This is a genomic window from Streptomyces sp. (assembly GCF_019510245.1).
GTDB lineage: Bacteria > Actinomycetota > Actinomycetes > Streptomycetales > Streptomycetaceae > Streptomyces.
In genome coordinates this window covers 102,691-120,052 of record NZ_JAEKKT010000141.1, presented here as the reverse complement: position 1 = coordinate 120,052, position 17,362 = coordinate 102,691, and the positions used below count along the sequence as shown (strand labels likewise).

At 71.5% G+C, this 17,362-nt stretch carries 10 protein-coding genes, 1 other RNA gene and 2 pseudogenes; 3 read left to right on the top strand and 10 right to left on the bottom strand.

The window, feature by feature from the left end; genetic code table 11:
* Positions 1–16: 16 nt before the first annotated feature.
* The 8 genes and pseudogenes from JF597_RS23500 to JF597_RS23465 form a co-directional block, all read right to left on the bottom strand.
* Positions 17–1,489 (bottom strand): annotated as a pseudogene (locus tag JF597_RS23500) (DUF2075 domain-containing protein); the annotation flags it as partial.
* An 81-nt stretch (positions 1,490–1,570) separates the two neighbouring features.
* Entirely contained in the window at positions 1,571–2,263 is a 693-nt protein-coding gene (locus tag JF597_RS23495) for a DUF3320 domain-containing protein (RefSeq protein ID WP_293998004.1), read from the bottom strand.
* Positions 2,264–2,303: 40 nt separating this feature from the next.
* Positions 2,304–8,345, bottom strand: a complete 6,042-nt coding sequence (locus JF597_RS23490) for a DUF4011 domain-containing protein (protein WP_293998002.1) — start codon at positions 8,343–8,345, stop codon at positions 2,304–2,306.
* A 256-nt stretch (positions 8,346–8,601) separates the two neighbouring features.
* Positions 8,602–9,007: RNase P RNA component class A (rnpB, locus tag JF597_RS23485), an RNA gene on the bottom strand.
* Between the two features lie 74 nt (positions 9,008–9,081).
* Positions 9,082–9,624 (bottom strand): annotated as a pseudogene (locus JF597_RS23480) (AraC family ligand binding domain-containing protein); the annotation flags it as partial.
* A 17-nt stretch (positions 9,625–9,641) separates the two neighbouring features.
* Positions 9,642–10,163 carry a TetR/AcrR family transcriptional regulator gene (locus JF597_RS23475; protein ID WP_293998033.1) on the bottom strand — a complete coding sequence of 174 codons (522 nt, stop codon included), beginning with the start codon at positions 10,161–10,163 and terminating at the stop codon, positions 9,642–9,644.
* 10 nt (positions 10,164–10,173) lie between these two features.
* Positions 10,174–10,593: a DUF4260 family protein gene (locus tag JF597_RS23470; protein ID WP_293998000.1), complete on the bottom strand. Its 420-nt coding sequence runs from the start codon at positions 10,591–10,593 to the stop codon at positions 10,174–10,176.
* A 136-nt stretch (positions 10,594–10,729) separates the two neighbouring features.
* Positions 10,730–11,359: a TetR/AcrR family transcriptional regulator gene (locus JF597_RS23465; protein WP_293997998.1), complete on the bottom strand. Its 630-nt coding sequence runs from the start codon at positions 11,357–11,359 to the stop codon at positions 10,730–10,732.
* A 58-nt stretch (positions 11,360–11,417) separates the two neighbouring features.
* Here JF597_RS23465 and JF597_RS23460 point away from each other — a divergent pair, with 58 nt between their 5' ends.
* A complete protein-coding gene (locus JF597_RS23460) occupies positions 11,418–13,040 on the top strand; it encodes an FAD-dependent monooxygenase (RefSeq protein ID WP_293998030.1) in 1,623 nt (540 codons plus the stop codon).
* A 42-nt stretch (positions 13,041–13,082) separates the two neighbouring features.
* On the opposite strand, the gene JF597_RS23455 is transcribed toward JF597_RS23460, so the two are convergent.
* Complete coding sequence (locus JF597_RS23455) at positions 13,083–14,519, bottom strand: RNB domain-containing ribonuclease (protein ID WP_293997996.1); 1,437 nt, start codon at positions 14,517–14,519, stop codon at positions 13,083–13,085.
* An 89-nt stretch (positions 14,520–14,608) separates the two neighbouring features.
* Here JF597_RS23455 and yaaA point away from each other — a divergent pair, with 89 nt between their 5' ends.
* On the top strand, positions 14,609–15,391 hold the full coding sequence (yaaA, locus tag JF597_RS23450) for a peroxide stress protein YaaA (protein WP_293997994.1): 783 nt from the start codon (positions 14,609–14,611) through the stop codon (positions 15,389–15,391).
* Positions 15,392–15,473: 82 nt separating this feature from the next.
* Positions 15,474–16,148 carry a bifunctional 4-hydroxy-2-oxoglutarate aldolase/2-dehydro-3-deoxy-phosphogluconate aldolase gene (locus tag JF597_RS23445; protein WP_293997992.1) on the top strand — a complete coding sequence of 225 codons (675 nt, stop codon included), beginning with the start codon at positions 15,474–15,476 and terminating at the stop codon, positions 16,146–16,148.
* On the opposite strand, the gene JF597_RS23440 is transcribed toward JF597_RS23445, so the two are convergent.
* Complete coding sequence (locus tag JF597_RS23440; protein ID WP_293997989.1) at positions 16,120–17,337, bottom strand: bifunctional RNase H/acid phosphatase; 1,218 nt, start codon at positions 17,335–17,337, stop codon at positions 16,120–16,122. The genes JF597_RS23445 and JF597_RS23440 overlap by 29 nt on opposite strands.
* Between the last annotated feature and the right edge of the window lie 25 nt (positions 17,338–17,362).

Here is a 17,362-nt window from a genome sequence, read left to right as displayed (position 1 = left end):
GCACGCAACCGTCCTGTCAGACCGGCACGGCTACACGTGCCGGTCCACCCGCGAGCTCCCGCAGCTTCTCCCGCGTCTCCGGGTCCGTCGAGTACACGACCGTGCCCACCATGCCCCGGGTCAGCAGCACCTTGTAGGTATTACGGATCAGACGGTCCACGTCGGTGTCCGGGGTCGACTTCTTGAAGACCGGGTCCTTGGACGCCGTGCGGTCCGTGATCCAGCGGTCGCCACGCCAGACCAGGTCGGGGCCGATGATCAGGCCGGACCAGTCGTACTCGAAGCCCTGGGCGGTGTAGACGCAGCCGACCTGCCCGAAGCCCGCCGGATCGGTGGCCCACAGGGCGGCCGGGGGAGCACCGGAGACGGAGCGGTCACCGCGAAGGTTCCAGGGGCGGGCCCAGTCGCCGATGACGACGTCCGGCGGGAGCGGGTCGCCCGGCTTCGGTTCCGCGGACCAGCGCCAGCAGTAGCCCGCGGACATACGGGCACCGTAGTCATGGGCCCGACGTGCCTGGAGGAAGGCTTCCATCTCCTGCGGGCTCTCTGCGACCAGCAACTGCATACGGTCGTCGGGTTCCCACACGACCGGCCCGCCCGGCTCCAGGCCGAGGAGCCGGACCACCCAGCGCAGGTAGGCGTCACTACCACCGCAGCGGAACTGGCTGTCCAGCGGTACGACGCTGCAGGGGATGCCCCGCTTCGCCGCTGCCGCCTTGATCTCGGCCACGGTGCCCATCTCGCCGGGGCGGACGACCTGGTGCTCGTCGAGGAAGAAGACGGGCACGTAGGCGACGTCGATGAGCTCGTCGATCTGTGCCCTGCCGGTGCGGTGCGCGGCGCGCGTGTAGCGGTTGGCCGAGGTCTCCCGAATACGGTGGGCCTCGTCGCAGATCAGGGCACCGAGGCTGTTCTTCTCGGCCGTCATGAAGCTGTTGAAGTACTTGAACAGGTCCTGGACTTCCCGCTTACGGGCTCCGGCGACCTTCCTCATCGTCTTCGTGAACGACTGCGAGCCGGTGGCATGCAGTGCCGGAACCCCGCGCCGGTAGAGCTCGCCGAGCAGTTGGAGAGCGATCACGCTCTTGCCGGTACCGGGGCCGCCGGTGACGATGACGACCTCCTTGCGATCTGCCTGCTTCGCCTTCTCCACCGCATTGAGCACCATGCGGTATGCCACCTGCTGCTCGTCGAGGAGGACGAACTGCGTGCGTTCGCGCACCTCCTCGGCGGCCACGGACATGAGCTGCTTCGACGGCACCGTGGCGCCTGCGTGGAGTTCGTCCGCCGCCCGGGCTCCCGGGTGCTTGTCGCTCAGCCTCGTACGAAGGTGGTCCAGGAATGCGCCGCGGCGTTCCTCTGTGAAGAGCAGACCGTGGCCATCACGCTCGATCTCGCGCAGCCCGGTCACGCCGAACTCGGTGGCGTTGTGCAGATACGCCACTCCGGCCATCCGGTGGCCGTGTTCGGCCACCGCCCCGTTGAAATCGGAACATCACACCCACGCCTGCCTCGTCCTGTCGTATGGGCCGGCCCTCCGGCCGATACGGGAAGAGCCCACCCGAACGCATCAGGAACCCTCGGCAGGTAGCAGGCCACCCTCCGACTCGACCAAATACCCAGCGGCGATCAACACGTCGATGTCACCAGTCAGCGTGTCCCGGATATCGGCGCCGAGCCGCGCCCAGCCGAAGAAGCGGGCAGCCTCCCGCAGCAGATCCTCGCGATGCACGCCCGGTCCTTCGTCGACCACGTTTCCGAGCACGAGCTGCCGCTCCGCAACGGGAACCTCCGCCACCCGTCGGGCGCACCGCGCCGTCGGCGTGCGGGCGAACTCCAACTCGTGGCCGGGCCTGTCGTAGGCCGTACCGACATGGACGATCTTGCCCTGCTTGAGCAGGCGACGAAGGGCACGGTCGATGCGGTCGCGAACCACCTGGCCGGCTCGTCCGAGGCCCCACGCAAGACGGACCCGGGTGTAGATCACCTCCTTCTCGACAGGCCCTTCTACCTCGACCACACACAGCGCCACGTCCGCCACCACGTCGAGGGCATCGGGGTCCTGCAACTCCACGCCCCACATGCCTCGCTGACTGCTCGACCTGTCACGTACCTCTGTCAGCAGGTCAAGGTCGACCTCCTGGTAGGGACGGCTCCAAGTTGCCGGGCCGACGTCGACCGTCACGAACTCCACGCGCGGGACCGCCGGACCACCTGCCACTTCTGCAGGCTCCCCGCCCTCCGAGCCCAGGAGGCTGTCCACGACCTGTGTCGTGCTGCCACCGTTGCCGAGGTCGCCGACGCTACCGACCACCCCTGTCGGTGGCGTCACTCGCACCGCATGAGGGTCCTCCGCACAGGCCGCCTCCACCGCAGCCCGCAGCCCGCAGCCGCGCCATCGCATCCCGGCGGTTCCGGTACCAGTCCGTGCCCCAGATCCGGTGGAGCCTCCAGCCCAGGTCCCGCAGGACCGCCTCCCTGAGCCGGTCACGGTCCCGCGCCGCCCGCGAGGAGTGGTACATGGCGCCGTCGCACTCGATGCCCAACGCGTACGTGCCGGGCGCGCCCGGGTGCCGTACCGCCATGTCGATGCGGAAACCGGCGACACCGACCTGCGGCTGGACCTCGTATCCCCACCCGCGCAGGACGTCGATGACCTCCTCTTCGAAGGGGCTCTCCGGAGCGGCGGCCGGAGCGGCGGCCTCCGTCTGGAGGACCGCAGGACCGTGCTGGGCGTACTGCAGGTACCGCTTGAGGTGCTGCACGCTCTTGTTGGCACTGTCGGGCAGGTCGCCTCCGTGGAAAGAGGCGATGACCTCCATGCGGCGCCGGGCCCGGGTCACGGCCACGTTGAGGCGTCGCCAGCCACCCTCCCTGTTGATGGGCCCGAAGGTCGACAGCAGCTTGCCCCGGTGGTCGGGACCGTAGCCGATGGAGAGGATGATGACGTCACGCTCGTCGCCCTGGACGGTCTCGAGGTTCTTGACGAAGAACCCGTCGAGGCGGCCTTCCGTGAAGTGGTGGTCGAGGTCCGGGCGGGCCGCCCTGGCCTTCTGCACCGCCTCCTCGATCGCCTCCGCCTGTGCCTTCGACAGTGCGACGACGCCGAGGGTGTGCTCGGGGCGGGTGTCGAAGTGGTGGATGACGCGCTGGGCCACCTTGGCGGCCTCAAGGGGGTTGTCGCTGTTCCCGCCGCGGTCGTAGACGCCGTCCGCCTTGATGAACGCCACGCCGATGTCCGGCCCCTGTTCCAGCGCGCCCGGGAAAGTGACCATGGAGTTGTCGTAGAAGTCGTGGTTGCTGAAGGCGATCAGGTTCTCGTGCCTGCTGCGGTAGTGCCAGCGCAGGGGCAGCCCGCGCAGGACCCCGCTGGCCTTGCACATGTCGAGGATCGACTCGAAGCCGTCGATGGCGTCCTCGTCCCATTCGTCGCCGTCGTCGCTGTCGCCGGCCGCGGTGAAGAACGAGGTCGGCGGAAGCTGCTTCTGGTCACCCGCCACGATGAGGGCCTTGCCTCGGTAGACGGAGTTCACTGCGTCCTGGGGCAGCACCTGGGACGCCTCGTCGAAGACGACGACGTCGAACTCGAGGTCCGGCGGCAGAAACTGGCTGACCGTCAGCGGGCTCATCATGAAGCAGGGCTTGACCAGTCGTACGACGTCGCGGGTCTGCTGCAGCAGGTGCCGTACGGGCATGTGGCGACGCTGTTTCTCGGACTCGCGGCGGAGCACGGCGGCCTGGCCCACCGCTGTCCGGCGTGGACGGCGAGCGTTGCACGCCGCGATGACCTCGGCGTGTGCCGCCGCCACCAGGTCCTGGTCCACCCTCTGGAAGCGCTCCACCAACTGGTCGCGTTCCACAGCCCGCATCGGCTTCAGCCGCTGGTCGGTGGCGAGTTGGTGCTCGACCCACGCGGTGAGCACCGCACGTTCCATGGCGGCGGGGAAGTCCTCGGCGGATACCTCGCGACGCGCGAGCTGGTCGGGCAGCCCGTCGAGGTGGTAGCGGCGCAGCCGGGTCAGCGCGTCGGCGCAGCTGGTCCAGGCTTCCGGGCCGAAGGGGTCGCGGTCGAGGCGGGACAGGACGGACCGGGCCGCGGTGAGGGATTCGGCGAGTTCGCGTCGCAGCTCCTCAGCCCGCTCAGGCTCGAAGTGCCCGGCAAGTGCCTCGCGCTGACGGCTCCAGTCACCGGCGCGTGCCGCGACGGACGCATCGGCCGACGCGGCCAGCATCAGCCGGGCCGCCGTTTGCGACAGGGGCGCGGAGTGTCCGCCATGTGCAGTTCGACGGACCTTCTGGGCCCAGTCCAGGGCATCCAGGATCGCGTCGCGGTCTGTCTCGGTGCTCTCATAGAGAGCACCGAGAAGGCTTCGGTATGTGGCGTCGTTCTCCGCGAATGAGGACTCGGCGGCGCGGGCGGAGACGACAGCGGCCACCGCTTCCCTGGCCCGCGACAGAGTGAGGCCCGTCTCCTCGTCCATGACGCGGGCGGTCGAGCGGATGAGGTCGGCCGCGTCCTCGAAGGGCTCCACGTGCGCGCGAAGCCAGCTCGCCGCCGGTTCGAGGGGGTGCGCGGCAAGTACCGTGCCGACCATCGCGAGGTGGGATTGCCCGGTGTATTCCTGCCACAGGTCCAGGTCATGGCGGATCTGGTCGGTCCGCACGAGGAGTTCAAGCGGTTCGGGCCGGCCGTCGGCCAGTACGTCTACGAGGCTGGCCCGGCGCGCTGGTTCTGTGAGCGCGTCGGGTGCCAGACGGGCGACCAGCTGGGCGGAGTCCAAAGCGGCCCGCAGAGCCTCGGTGCGAAGGTGCCCTGCCGGAGCGTACGGGCCCAGCAACCCGAGTTGTTGTTCCCCGGCGTACGGACCCGGTTGCTGTCGCGTCAGGTCAAGGCCGTGTCGCAGGAGCTGCCCCATGGCCTCGTAGCCCGTCAGGCCGTTGGGCGGGGCGTCGTGCAGGTCGTCCGCCTGCGTGTCGGGGCCCTGGTACCAGGGGCCGAGAAGGTCACGGTCGGTTACCGCCCGAGCGGCGAACGCGGCGGTCTCCTTCTGTGCCGCTTGCGCGGCCGTGACCGCCGTGCGCGCGGAGGCGAGCGTGTACCCGGAACCGGGGCCACTGTCCCGGCGACCGACTGAGACCACGGCGTCCAGCAGCGCGACGGCCTGCCGCAATGGGGCGAGGTGGGCGCGCAGCCAGCGGGCGGCGGCGTCGAGCGGCTGCTTGGTGAGGTCGGCCGCGTGTGGTGCCAGCGACGGCTTGTCCAGATTCCTTCGCCAGGTGGCGAGATCGCTGCGTAGCGCCGTTCCCTGCTCGACAAGTGCAGGGTGCGGCTCTCGGTCGTCGGCCAGGTGCGTGGCGAGCAGACTCCGGCGGTAGGGGTCGGCGACGGTCTCCGGCGCGAGTGCGTGAATCGCTTCGGCGTGCGCGAGTGCCTTGCGCAGTTCCGGGACGTCGGGCAACGCATTGCCCCGGTAGCGGCCGAGCAGCTCGGCGTGGGTCGTGGCCAGCGACCGCAGCTTCCGGTGAGCGGTGCACCAGGCATCGGCGAGTGGCAGCTTGTCGTACAGCTCACCGCGCCACGAGCCGCCGCGCGTCAGCCCAGCCACGAGCTTCCGGTCGGCCCGGATGCCAGTGGACAGCATGCCGACGAGTCCCTGGCGGCCCTCCATGAGTCGTTGGACTGCTTCGGGCAGTTCGGGCGTGGAGACGAATTCGGGCAGGAAGGTGCCGTGTGCCGCTTCTTCCGCGGCAGCCAGGTCTTCGGCAGCCGCGGTGATCTCCGAGACGGCTGCCTGGACACCGGGAAGTGCTCGGGGATCGAGCCATGCTTCGAGCGTGCGGTCCGCGGCTGTGGCCAGCTCCACGAGGGTGGCCAGGTCCTCCGCCTCGGACGTCGCCTTCGGCCGATCGCACCCTAGGCGCTCGGCCACCGAGTCGGCGTGCTCGACGGCCGCCTCAAGGGTGCCGGCGAGCGTGTCGAACCGCTCGGCCAGTTCCGTGGCCTCGCGGCCGGTCAACGAGGCGATGCCGGTGCCAGGCGGCTCCAGTGCGGCGAGGGCCTGCTCGTTCGCCGGTGGCTCGGCGCTCATTTCCCGACGTAGTTCGGCCCACCCCGGGCCCGCGTGGCCCACCGCGAGGGCTTGGGCGGAGAGGACCTGGTCCCGTCGTGCGAAGAAGTCTCTCAGTGCGTCGGCGGTGGCCCCGACCGCCGCCTCCTCAGCCCGCACGGGGCCTTCAGGGACCAGCCACTCTTCGAGAGGGCGGTGTTCGGTGCCGGCCACGGCGATCACGTCGCACAGATGACGGGCTTCCTCGGGGCTACCGGGGTTCGTGAGCCCGGTGAGGCGGCTGACACCGGTGAGGCTCTGCAGTGTCCGCTCCAGCACACCGGCGATGTCGTCGAACTCCCCGGCGAGCTGTCGCGCTCGTTCCTCCGTGAGTCCGGCGAGGTCGAGGCCGCGCGGCACCATCGCCGAGAGCGCCTTCTCGGCTTCCCCCAGCTCAGCCGTCAGCCTGGTGGACAGTTCCTGCCAACGCTCGCCCACCGCCGCGCGGACGGCACTGCTCGTACGCTGCACCTTGCGCAGTTCCGCCAGGAAGGCGTCGATCCGGTCGTCCACCTCGTCGGCGAAGGTGTCCGTGGTCAGCCACGCTTCCGGCACCGGACTCCGCACGTCGAGCAGCCGCAGGAGCGCGACCAGGCGGTCGATTCCGCTCTGGTCCGTGACGGCCACTCCCCCGGGCGCGAGATCCCGGTACCGGTCGACCGCCGTCGCGAGCGCGTCCCGCGCCGCCTGCGCCTGCTCCAGCACAGGACGGGGATGCGGCAGGCCGGCTTGCAGGTCACGCCAGGGGAACGACGGATCGGCGACCGCCTCCCAAGCCTCGGAGATGGCTTTCGTGGCCTCGACGATCAGGCGCAGGTCCTCGTCACTGAGCGTCTCAGCGCGGAACGTCGCCCCTGCCCCCGTGGGCGTGTCGTCGCCACGGATCAGATAGGCCACCGGCGCCTCGGACAGTTGGCCGACCCGGCCGAGCACGTCGTGCAGGGTCCGCCCCAGCGGGTCGCGGACCTCGTTCATCGCTTCGGCGTAGTCGCTGAGCGCGAGGCGCAGTTCCCTGGCCTGGGCCAGGGTCTGGGATGACAGCTGCGGTGCGCGCGGCTCCTCCGCGAGAGCCCGCCCCAACTCCTGGGCCACCGCTTTACGGCTGGTGTTGTGGCTGTGGAGGGCCAGCGCGTACGAGTCGAGTCCGACCGACTTCAGCCGGTCGAGGACGACATCCAGGGCCGCCGCCTTCTCACTGACGAACAACACGCTCCGGCCCGCGTGCATCAGACCGGCGATCATGTTCGTGATCGTCTGGCTCTTTCCGGTGCCGGGCGGCCCGTCCAGCACGAAGGACTGTCCAGCCACGGCCGCGGCGACGGCCTGCCGCTGGGAGGCGTCGGCGTCAAGCACCAACGGACTGTTCTCGGGCGGGCTCAGTTCGTCGATCCGGTCGAGCTCGATCTCCTCGAAGTCGAAACGGTCGGAGGCGAGTCCGGAGTCCGGACCGAGAGCCATGGCCCGTACGAGGTCACTACCGAGGACTCGATCCTCGTTGTCCAGCAGGTCCTGGTACATCGACTCCTTGTGGGAGGCGAAGAGCGCGAGTACCACACGGTCGGAGGTCTGCCATCCGGCCTTGCCCGCCACCGCGCGAGCCGCAGCCGAGAGCACTGCCTGCAGATCCGAAGGGTCCTGCTCGCCCACCGGTGTCCAGTCGACATGCAACTGCTCCAGCTTCACCCTCAAGGCCGGGTTGAGGCGCGGTTCCTCGTCGTCGCTCGCCCTGAGGCGGATCCGGCCGTTGCGCGCACGCTCTACGACCACCGGCATCAGGACCAGCGGGGCATCACTGCCCGTCTCAGCGCCGTCCTCACGCCAGCGGAGCATGCCGACGCCGAGATTGAGGGTCCACAGGCCATAGTCGTTGAAGACCTGCGTCGCTTTGGCTCGCAGGCTGTTCAACGCGCGCAGAAGAGCAGGGGCGGTGGTCTTCTGGGTGACGATTCCGTCGGTGCGGTCGCCCTTCTTCGCCAGGACCACATCACCGGGTCGCATGCCCTCGCCTGCCTCCGGTTCCTCGTCCGGGAGCGGCGCGAAGTCCCAGCCGCGGGCCAGGCCTTCGACGAGCTCCTGTGCGGACGGGGTCGAGATCTCCAGTGTCGCCGACTTGGTGTGCCGAAAATTGAGCAGCCGGTTACGGCCGCTCAGGTCCACCAGAGAGGTGCGCCAGTTCTCGAGCATCGCCTTGAGGCGGTCGAGTTCCTGGCTGCCCCCGAAGTCACGCGAGTCCGTCACGCTGGCCCCTGATGTTGTCGCTTCCGGGCCAACGGAGCACCGGCGCCGACGGCAGTCCCCTGCGCCGCCAACGCAAAGCGCGGCCACAGTACTGTCCTGGTGGCCGCACAAGTCCCGCTGATCCCCCCTAGACGGGGAATTCTATGGTCAGCTCACCAATGCGTGAAGCGTTAACTACGGAATGTTTTTCTCGCCGCTCACGCGGGCCTCCGTCCCAGTTCAGAGACGCTTACTCAGGCAAAGCCGCAAGAAGCGGCAGACGAGTCGGGCTGTACGCCGGGTTCTGTACCCCGGTCCCTCGCGGGAGCCGAGGCGACGGCCATCCATCTAGGGCCGGTGTTGCCACCGGCCTCATGCGGTCTACCCGGGGGCTCGGGCGGGCAGCCCTCGAACGTCCCCGCAGAGTGCCTTTTACAGCGCTCCTCTTGACCTTGCTCCGGGTGGGGTTTACCTAGCTGCCCAGGTCACCCTGGGCACTGGTGGTCTCTTACACCACCGTTTCACCCTTACCGAGGGTCGAGACCCCCGGCGGTTTGCTTTCTGTGGCACTGTCCCGCGAGTCGCCTCGGGTGGCCGTTAGCCACCACCCTGCCCTGTGGAGCCCGGACGTTCCTCGGGAAGCCCCCGTCAAGGGGACTCCACGCGGCCGTCCGCCCGGCTCGTCTGCCGTGTCGACCATGTTACCGGGCGTGCCGGCCTCTTCGGTGCCGAGGCCATCGTCGCCAGCCGGGCAGGTGAGTTCGTCGGCGAGGCGGTCCCGGACGAGCAGGGAGATGCCGTGGGCGCCGGGGATCTCGTCCCGCGCCGGTCGTGCCGTGGAGTGGCGGCGGGACAGGGCCGTCAGCAGCCAGGGGAGGCGGGTCTCGGCCTCCAGGGGGTCGGGGCAGGCGGCCAGGTCGGTGTGGGCCTGGCGGATGGCCGCGGTCAGTTCCGGGTCGTCGACGACCGGGTCCCGGAAGTGCGGTACGGCGTCCAGCGTGCCGTCCGCCAGCAGGGACGGGTCCGCGTACAGGGCGCGGTAGGCGTAGCCCTCGGTCGGGGTGGCCGGTCCGCCGGTGTGCATCTCGCCGGGGGCGAGGACGACGATCGCGCCGGGTCCGGTGTGGATGTGGCCGCCCCGGTAGGCGATCACCTCGGCGCCGCCCACGGTCACCCCGATCGAGAACTCGGAGTGCGTGTGCGGGGCGTACACGTGTTTGTCGAAGCGGGCCGTCAGCATGTCGAGCGACGGGCCGCAGCGGCCCAGCCGTGCTCTTGTCCACCGTGCGTGTTCAGCCATCCTCGGTACCCCCCTGGCTAAGGGTGCAACGCCTTCAGGCCCCGTTTCCATGCCGCGTCCAGGTCGGCGTCCGCCGGGAAGCGGCCGTGGATCTCCAGGACCACCATGCCGTGGGCGAACGCCCAGGTGGCGCGGGCCAGGTCCCGGTCGCCGCCGCAGGCTCGCAGGAGCGGGAGGGCGGCCCGGTCCTCCAGGCCGGCGGGCAGCGCGGTGCGCGGGAGGGGGCGTTCCGTGGCGAGGCAGTAGAGGTGGGGGTGGGCCAGGGCGTAGGTGCGGTACGCCCTGGCCAGCGCGTCCAGGGAGCCGGAGGACTCCCCCGCCGCCGCCTCCAGCGCCTCGGCCGACTCCTCCAGCATCTGCGCGGTCAGTTCGACCTCCACCGCGTGCTTGTCGGGGAAGTGCTTGTAGAGCGACGGTGCCTTGATGCCGAGGCGGTCGGCGATGGTGCGCATGGTGAGGACGGAGGGTCCGGACTCCTCCAGCAGTTCCCGGGCCGCCGCCACGATCTCCCGCGCCCTCGGCGTCAGCCGGTCAGTCACATCAGTCCCGTCAGCCACGCTGGAAGCCTTCCGTCGTCCGCAGTCCGTATCCGAAGGCGCGATCGTACGAGATGTGGGCCAGCCAGCCGCACAGCGCGGCGAAGGCCGGGGGCCAGGCGAACGGCGCGAAGGCGTAGACCACCAGCAGCGCCAGCGGGACCAGCGCCCGGTGCATCGCGTTGTAGTACGGCACCGCGCGCGGCGGCAACTGCCCCTTCGCCATCCGGGGCGCCTCGTCGAGCGCGACCAGGAAGGTGAGGTCGGGGAGGAGCAGGAAGAGCAGGGCGAGGGCGCCGGCGAGCCAGCCGTGGTTCACGCCCTCCAGGACCGCGAACGCGGTCCAGAACAGGGCGGCGGCCAGCCAGGCCGTGCGGCGGGCCACCGTGGCGGCGGTGCGGAGGGCGGGGGTGACGTTCGTGGTGCTGGTCATGGCTGCCTCCAGGGCAAGTCAGCTAACGCCGTTAGCCATGACTGTAGGGCTAACGGTGTTAGCCGTCAAGGAGGAGGGGCGGCTACCCACGCCCGAAAAGGACGGGCGGCCACCGCGCGCCAACAAGGACCGGCAGCTACCCCACCATCCGCTCCAGCGCGTCGAACGCCGCCCCCATCCGCCGCCGGTGGTCCTCGACGATCTCCGCGAACGGGTCGCCCGCGAGCTGACGGCTCACCGAGGTGACGCACACCGAGCGGTACGCGGCCACGGTCACGGCCGCCACCAGCTCCGGGTCGGCGAGCCCGGCCTCGGCGAGCGCCCCGGCCAGCGCCCGCTCCACCTCCTCGACCGCCTCACGGGCCCGGGCCCGCAGCGCCGGCGAGTCGGCGACGACCGGCCAGAAGCCCCCGAAGTTCTCCCCCACCCCGCCCAGCGGATGCCGCGTGTCGATGAAACGGAAGGCCAGGCGGCGCAGCGCCGCGAGCGGGGCCTCGCCGGGCGCTCGGTCCCGTACCGCGCCGGCGAAGGCCGCGACGGCCTCCGGGATGCGGTCGAGGAACAGGTCCTCCTTGCGCGGGAAGTAGTTGAACACGGTCATCGCCGACACCCCGGCCGCCCGCGCGACCTCCGCGACGGTCACCCGGTCGAAGCCGTGCTCCCGGAACATCACCGTCGCGACGTTCGAGATCCGCTGCCGCGTCTCCCGCTTCTTGCGCTCCCGCAGGGATTCCCGCTGCCCGCCTGGCCTGTTCTCCTCGATCACGAGAAAACTATAGCCGCTCGAAAGTTTTAGTGACTACAGTGAAATCATGAGCGAGAGCATGACGACTGCAGACAGCAGCAACGGCAAGGACGACACGAACGGCACGGACTACGACGTGGTGGTGGTCGGCGGCGGGCCCGTCGGGCTCTTCCTCGCCGGCGAGCTGCGGCTCGGCGGCGCGGAGGTGCTGGTCGTGGAGCGGCTGGCCGAGGTGGACGAGACCATCAAGGCGGGCGGGATCAACACGGCCGGCGCGGTGAGCCTCTACCGGCGCGGACTGCTGCCCGAGCTCGCGGCGGCCTGGGAGCGGAACCGGTGGCGGATGCGGGCCTTCCTCGGTGACCGGGACCGGGAGCAGCGGGCCGACGGGGCCGACGCGCCCCGGACTCCCCCGAAGTTCGCCGGGCACTTCGCCGGGATCATGATGCGCGGTGACCTGTTCGACGGCTCCGACCCGGCGTTCGCCGACATCGGTCCCGCCGACGGCGTCGGCCTCGGTGTGCCGCAGGTGGAGCTGGAGCGGATCCTGGGCGCCCGCGCCGAGCGGCTCGGTGTCGAGGTGCGCCGGGGCGTGGAGCTGACCGGTTTCGACGCCGACGACGAGGGGGTGTCCGTACGCCTCGGCGGTGACCACACCGTCCGCACCGGCTGGCTGGTGGGGTGCGACGGCGGGCGGAGCACCGTCCGCAAGCTCGCCGGGTTCGGCTTCCCCGGGACCGAGCCGGAGATCACCGGGTACCAGGCGGTCGTCGAGATGAGCGGCGGCGAGCGGCTCGGGGCCGGGTGGAACACCACCGACGTGGGGACGTACGTCAACGGGCCCTTCCCCGGCCGGATCCTCACCGTCGAGTTCGACGGGCCGCCCGCCGACCGCTCCGCTCCCGTCACCGCCGCTGAGCTGCAGGCCGCCCTGCGCCGGGTGTCGGGCGTGGCCGAGGTGACCATCCACGAGGTGCACTCCTCGACCCGGTTCACCGACAACGCCCGGCAGGCGAGCGGTTACCGCAAGGGCCGGGTGCTGCTCGCGGGGGACGCGGCGCACGTGCACTCGCCGTTCGGCGGGCAGGGGCTCAACCTCGGGCTCGGGGACGCCATGAACCTCGGCTGGAAACTGGCCGCCGTGGTGCGCGGGGCCGCCCCCGGCTCCCTCCTCGACAGCTACACCGCCGAACGGCACCCGATCGGCGCCTGGGTGCTGGACTGGACCCGCGCCCAGATCGCCGTGATGCGCCCCGACCGGCACGCCCGCGCCCTGCGCCGGGTGGTCACCGACCTCGCGCTGACGACGACCGGGACGACGTACCTCGTCAAGCAGATCTCCGGCGTCTGGCAGCACTACGACCTGCCCGGAGACCACCCGCTGACCGGGCGGAGCGCCCCGGACCTGGAGCTCTCCGACGGCACCCGGCTCGGCGACCACCTGCACGACGGCCGCGCCCTGCTCCTCGACCTCGCCGACGACCCGAAGCTGCGCGCCCGCGCGGAGGCGTACGGCGACCGGGTGGACGTCGTCACCGCGGCCTGCCCGGGTCGGCCGGAGCTGACCGGTCTCCTCGTACGGCCGGACGGGTTCGTCGCCTGGGCCACGGACGGGAACGACCGGGACGAGGGCAACCAGGGTTCGAACGGCCGGGGGGCCGACCTCGACGACGTGCTGGCCCGCTGGTTCGTCGCCGCCTGAGGCTCGCTCGCGTCCGGCGGCTCCGCGCCGTCGTACGACGGCTCACGCGGGCGCGAAGCGTACCTTCGTCGTCCCCGGATCGGCCTCGGTCAGCCGCACCGGCAGCCGCTCGCCCAGCGGAAGAGGGGTGGCGGCCTCGATCCGGCCTATCACGGCGGGCTGCTGCAACAGCACCTTGCCCACGGTCGGCCGGTGCGGCTCGACCTCCACCACACACCCGTCGAAGACCTCCCCGACCCGGTCCTTGAGCAGGGCCGCCTCGACGATGTCGACGCACTCCCGCTCGACCGTACCGGCGCGCCGCGCCCCTTCGGCCATCTGCTTGGGGAGCGTGTCCAGCGCCATCAGCACCCAGTCGGGCGGGTCCTCGCCGGCGGCCGCCGCCAGGCACAGTTCCGAGGCGTAGCGGTCGGCCAGCCGGCGCAGGGGCGCGGTGCAGTGGGCGTAGGGGGCGGCGACGGCCGCGTGGGTGGTGTTCGAGGGGAGGACGCCGTCCTGGAAGACCGTGTAGCCGGCGCCGCGCAACAGCGTGGTGCACTCCTGGAGGAAGGCCGCGTGACGGGGGCGGCGCGGGTTCAGGGAGCGGATCAGCGCGGCGTAGGAGACGTGGTGCGGCCAGTCGATGCGCAGCGCGTGCGCGGTACGGCGCAGGCGGGCCACCGCGCCGTCGGGGGCGGTCGGGAGGGTGCGCAGCACGCCGGTGCCGTGGGCCAGCATCAGGTCGGCGGCTGCCATGCCGGTGAGCAGGGAGATCTGGGCGTTCCAGGCGTCGGCGGGCAGCGGGGCGCGGTAGGTGAGCTCGTAGGTGTGGTCGTACTCGACGATCTCCTGCTCGGGCACGTTGAGGGAGATGCCGCCGCGCGCCACCTCCAGGCGTTCGCGGGCCTCGCCGATCTCCCTGAGCAGGGCGACGGGCTCCTCGGCGGTTCCCTCGTCGATCCGCTTCTGCACGCCCGCGTAGTCGAGCTTGGCCCGGCTGCGGACGAGGGCCCGGCGGACGTCGGCGGTCACGGTCCGGCCCTCCCCGTCCAGGTCGATGGTCCACAGCACGGCCGGGCAGGTCTGGCCGGGGAGCAGGCTGGCCGCGCCCTCGCTGAGGACGGCGGGGTGCAGGGGGACCTTCTCGTCCGGGAAGTAGAGGGTGTTGACGCGGTGGTGCGCCTCGGAGTCCAGGGCGCCGCCGGGTACGACGAAGGCGGCGACGTCGGCGATGGCGTACCGGACGCGGTAGCCGCCGTCGTGCCGGGACAGGTGCATCGCCTGGTCCAGGTCGTTCGCGGTCGGCGGGTCGACCGTGAAGAAGGGGATGTCGGTCGCGTCGTGGCCGGGTACGGCCGGGAACCTGGCGGTGCTCTCGGCCTCCGCGAGGACCTCGGACCGGAAGGTCTCGGGGACGCCGAGGTCGGCCCGGAGGGCGGCGAGCGCGGCCCGGAGGGGAGCCTCGGGGGCACCCTTGACACGGATGTGGCGGCGGGGCATAGGACGAGCGTAGTCACATCGCACCGCTCCGGCGCCTTACGCTGGCGCGAAGCGTTGATGATGAACGTCGTCGGTGAAGAGGAGTACCCGTGCTGGTCCTGCTGCCGCCCTCGGAAGGCAAGGCGCCCTCGGGCCGTGGCGCCCCGCTGAAGCCCGAGTCGCTGTCCCTGCCGGGACTGGCGGCGGCGCGCGAGGCGGTGCTCGCGGAGCTGGTCGACCTGGGCGCCGGTGACGAGGAGAAGGCGCGCGAGGTGCTCGGGCTGAGCGAGGGGCTGCGCGGCGAGGTCGCGAAGAACGCGGCGCTGCGGACGGCGGGCACCCGCCCGGCCGGGGAGATCTACACCGGGGTGCTGTACGACGCCCTGGACCTGGCCTCCCTGGACGCGGCCGCGAAGCGGCGGGCCGCGCGGTCGCTGCTGGTCTTCTCCGGGTTGTGGGGCGCGGTCCGGGTGACGGACCGGATCCCGTCGTACCGCTGCTCGATGGGGGTGAAGCTGCCGGGTCTCGGCGCGCTGGGCGCGCACTGGCGCGGGCCGATGGCCGAGGTGCTGCCGCAGGCGGCCGGGACGGGGCTGGTGCTGGACCTGCGGTCGGCGGCGTACGCGGCCGCGTGGAAGCCGAAGGGCGAGGTGGCCGGGCGGACGGCGACCGTGCGGGTGCTGCACGCGCCGACGCGGAAGGTGGTCAGCCACTTCAACAAGGCGACGAAGGGGCGGATGGTGCGGAGCCTGCTGGCCGCCGGGATCGCGCCGGCCGGTCCGGCTGAGCTGGTGGAGGCGCTGCGGGAGCTGGGCTACGAGGTGGAGGCGGAGGCGCCCGCGAAGGCGGGACAGCCGTGGGCGTTGGACGTGCTGGTGACCGAGGTCCACTGACGTCACTCCCACGCCCGCTGCTGCATTGCAACATGCGCAACGCCCTTTGCGTGCTCTGCATCGCATCGGCAGGATGTTCGCCATGCCCACCTCCGTGCTGGACCTCGCGCCCGTCGTGCCCGTCGTCGTGATCGAGGACGCCGCCGACGCCGTACCGCTGGCGCGGGCGCTGGTGGACGGCGGGCTGCCCGTCATCGAGGTGACGCTGCGGACGCCGGCCGCGCTCGACGCGATCCGGGCCGTCGCCGCCGCGGTGCCGGACGCGATGGTCGGTGCGGGTACGGTCCTCACGCCCGCGCAGGTGACGGAGTGCGTCGCGGCCGGGGCGCGGTTCCTGGTCAGTCCCGGCTGGACGGACAGGCTGCTGACGGCGATGGCCGCGTCCGGGGTGCCGTACCTGCCGGGGGTGTCGACCGCCTCCGAGGTGGTGACACTGCTCGAACGCGGGGTGCGGGAGATGAAGTTCTTCCCGGCGCAGGCCGCGGGCGGCACGGCCTACCTCGGGTCGCTCGCCGGTCCGCTGCCGCAGGCACGCTTCTGTCCCACCGGGGGGATCGGCCCGGACAACGCGCCGGAGTACCTCGCCCTGCCCAACGTCGGCTGCGTCGGCGGCACCTGGATGGTCCCGGCGGACGCGGTCGGCGCCGGGGACTGGGACCGGGTTCGGGAGCTGGCCCGGGCCGCGGCGGGGCTGCGGACCGGGCTCGGGCCCGGGGGCGGGTCCGGGGTCAGGGACGCAGGTGGGACGTGTCGTTGAAGAGCCGTACGCTCGCGTTGCCGTCCGCGTAGTACGCCACCGCGGACAGCGAGGCGGCCGAGAGTTCCATCCGGAACAGGGACTGGAGCGGGGCGCCGAGGGCGAGTTGCACGAATGTCTTGATCGGCGTGACGTGCGTGACCAGCAGCACTGTGCGGCCCGCGTAGGCCGCGATCAGCTTGTCGCGGGTGGCCGCGATGCGGGCGGCGGTCTCGGCGAAGCTCTCGCCGCCGCCGGTGGGGTGGGCCGACGGGTCGGCCAGCCAGGTGGTCAGGTCGTCGGGGTACCGCTCGCGGACCTCGCCGAAGGTGAGGCCCTCCCAGGCGCCGAAGTCCGTCTCCTTGATCCCCTCCTCGATCGTGACGTCGAGGCCGAGGCGGTCGGCGACGGCCGCCGCGGTCTGGCGGGTGCGGGTGAGGGGGGAGGCGAGGATCGCCTCGATCGTGCCGCGGCGGGCGAGGGCCTCGGCGACACGTCGCGCCTGCTCCAGGCCGACGTCGGAGAGGGCGGGGTCGGTGCCGCCGCTGCCGGAGAAGCGTTTCTGGGGGGTGAGGGGGGTTTCGCCGTGGCGGAGGAGGACGAAGGTGGCGGGGGCGCCCATGTCTGGCGACGCCCAGCCGGAGGTCGGCTGAGGTGCCGTCGCGAGATTGCGTGCGGCGCGGGAGGTGGCGGTGGGTGCGTCGGTCGTCGTCACAGTGCCGGTGAGTGGGGGCTGGTCGCGCAGTTCCCCGCGCCCCTTACGGGGCGCTGCAGTCGGCGTCGGCGACCAGGGCTCGCCCCGCTTGCCCGCGTCCATCGCCTCGTTGGCCAGGCGGTCGGCGTGTTTGTTCTCGGCTCTCGGGATCCACTCGTAGGTGACCTGGTCCGGCGGGAACACCCGGGACGCCTCCGCCGCCAGCGGCTTCATGTCGGGGTGCTTGATCTTCCAGCGGCCGGACATCTGCTCGATGACCAGCTTGGAGTCCATGCGGACGTGGACCCTGGCGGCCGGGTCCAGGGCGTGGGCCGCGCGCAGGCCCGCCAGCAGGCCGCGGTACTCGGCGACGTTGTTGGTGACGACGCCGAGGTATTCGGCCGCCTCCGTCAGCGTCTCGCCACTCGCCGCGTCGACGACCACCGCGCCGTAGCCGGCCGGCCCCGGGTTGCCCCGGGAGCCGCCGTCCGCCTCGACGATGAACTCCCTTGCCACGTAAGCCCCTTGAGACCCTCGGCTG

Bases quoted from the DNA above. Each gene is read 5' to 3' on its own strand.
- JF597_RS23470 (WP_293998000.1), bottom strand. From the start codon at position 10,593: ATGACCAGCACCACGAACGTCACCCCCGCCCTCCGCACCGCCGCCACG.
- JF597_RS23460 (WP_293998030.1), top strand. From the start codon at position 11,418: ATGACGACTGCAGACAGCAGCAACGGCAAGGACGACACGAACGGCACG.
- JF597_RS23455 (WP_293997996.1), bottom strand. From the start codon at position 14,519: ATGCCCCGCCGCCACATCCGTGTCAAGGGTGCCCCCGAGGCTCCCCTC.
- JF597_RS23445 (WP_293997992.1), top strand. From the start codon at position 15,474: ATGCCCACCTCCGTGCTGGACCTCGCGCCCGTCGTGCCCGTCGTCGTG.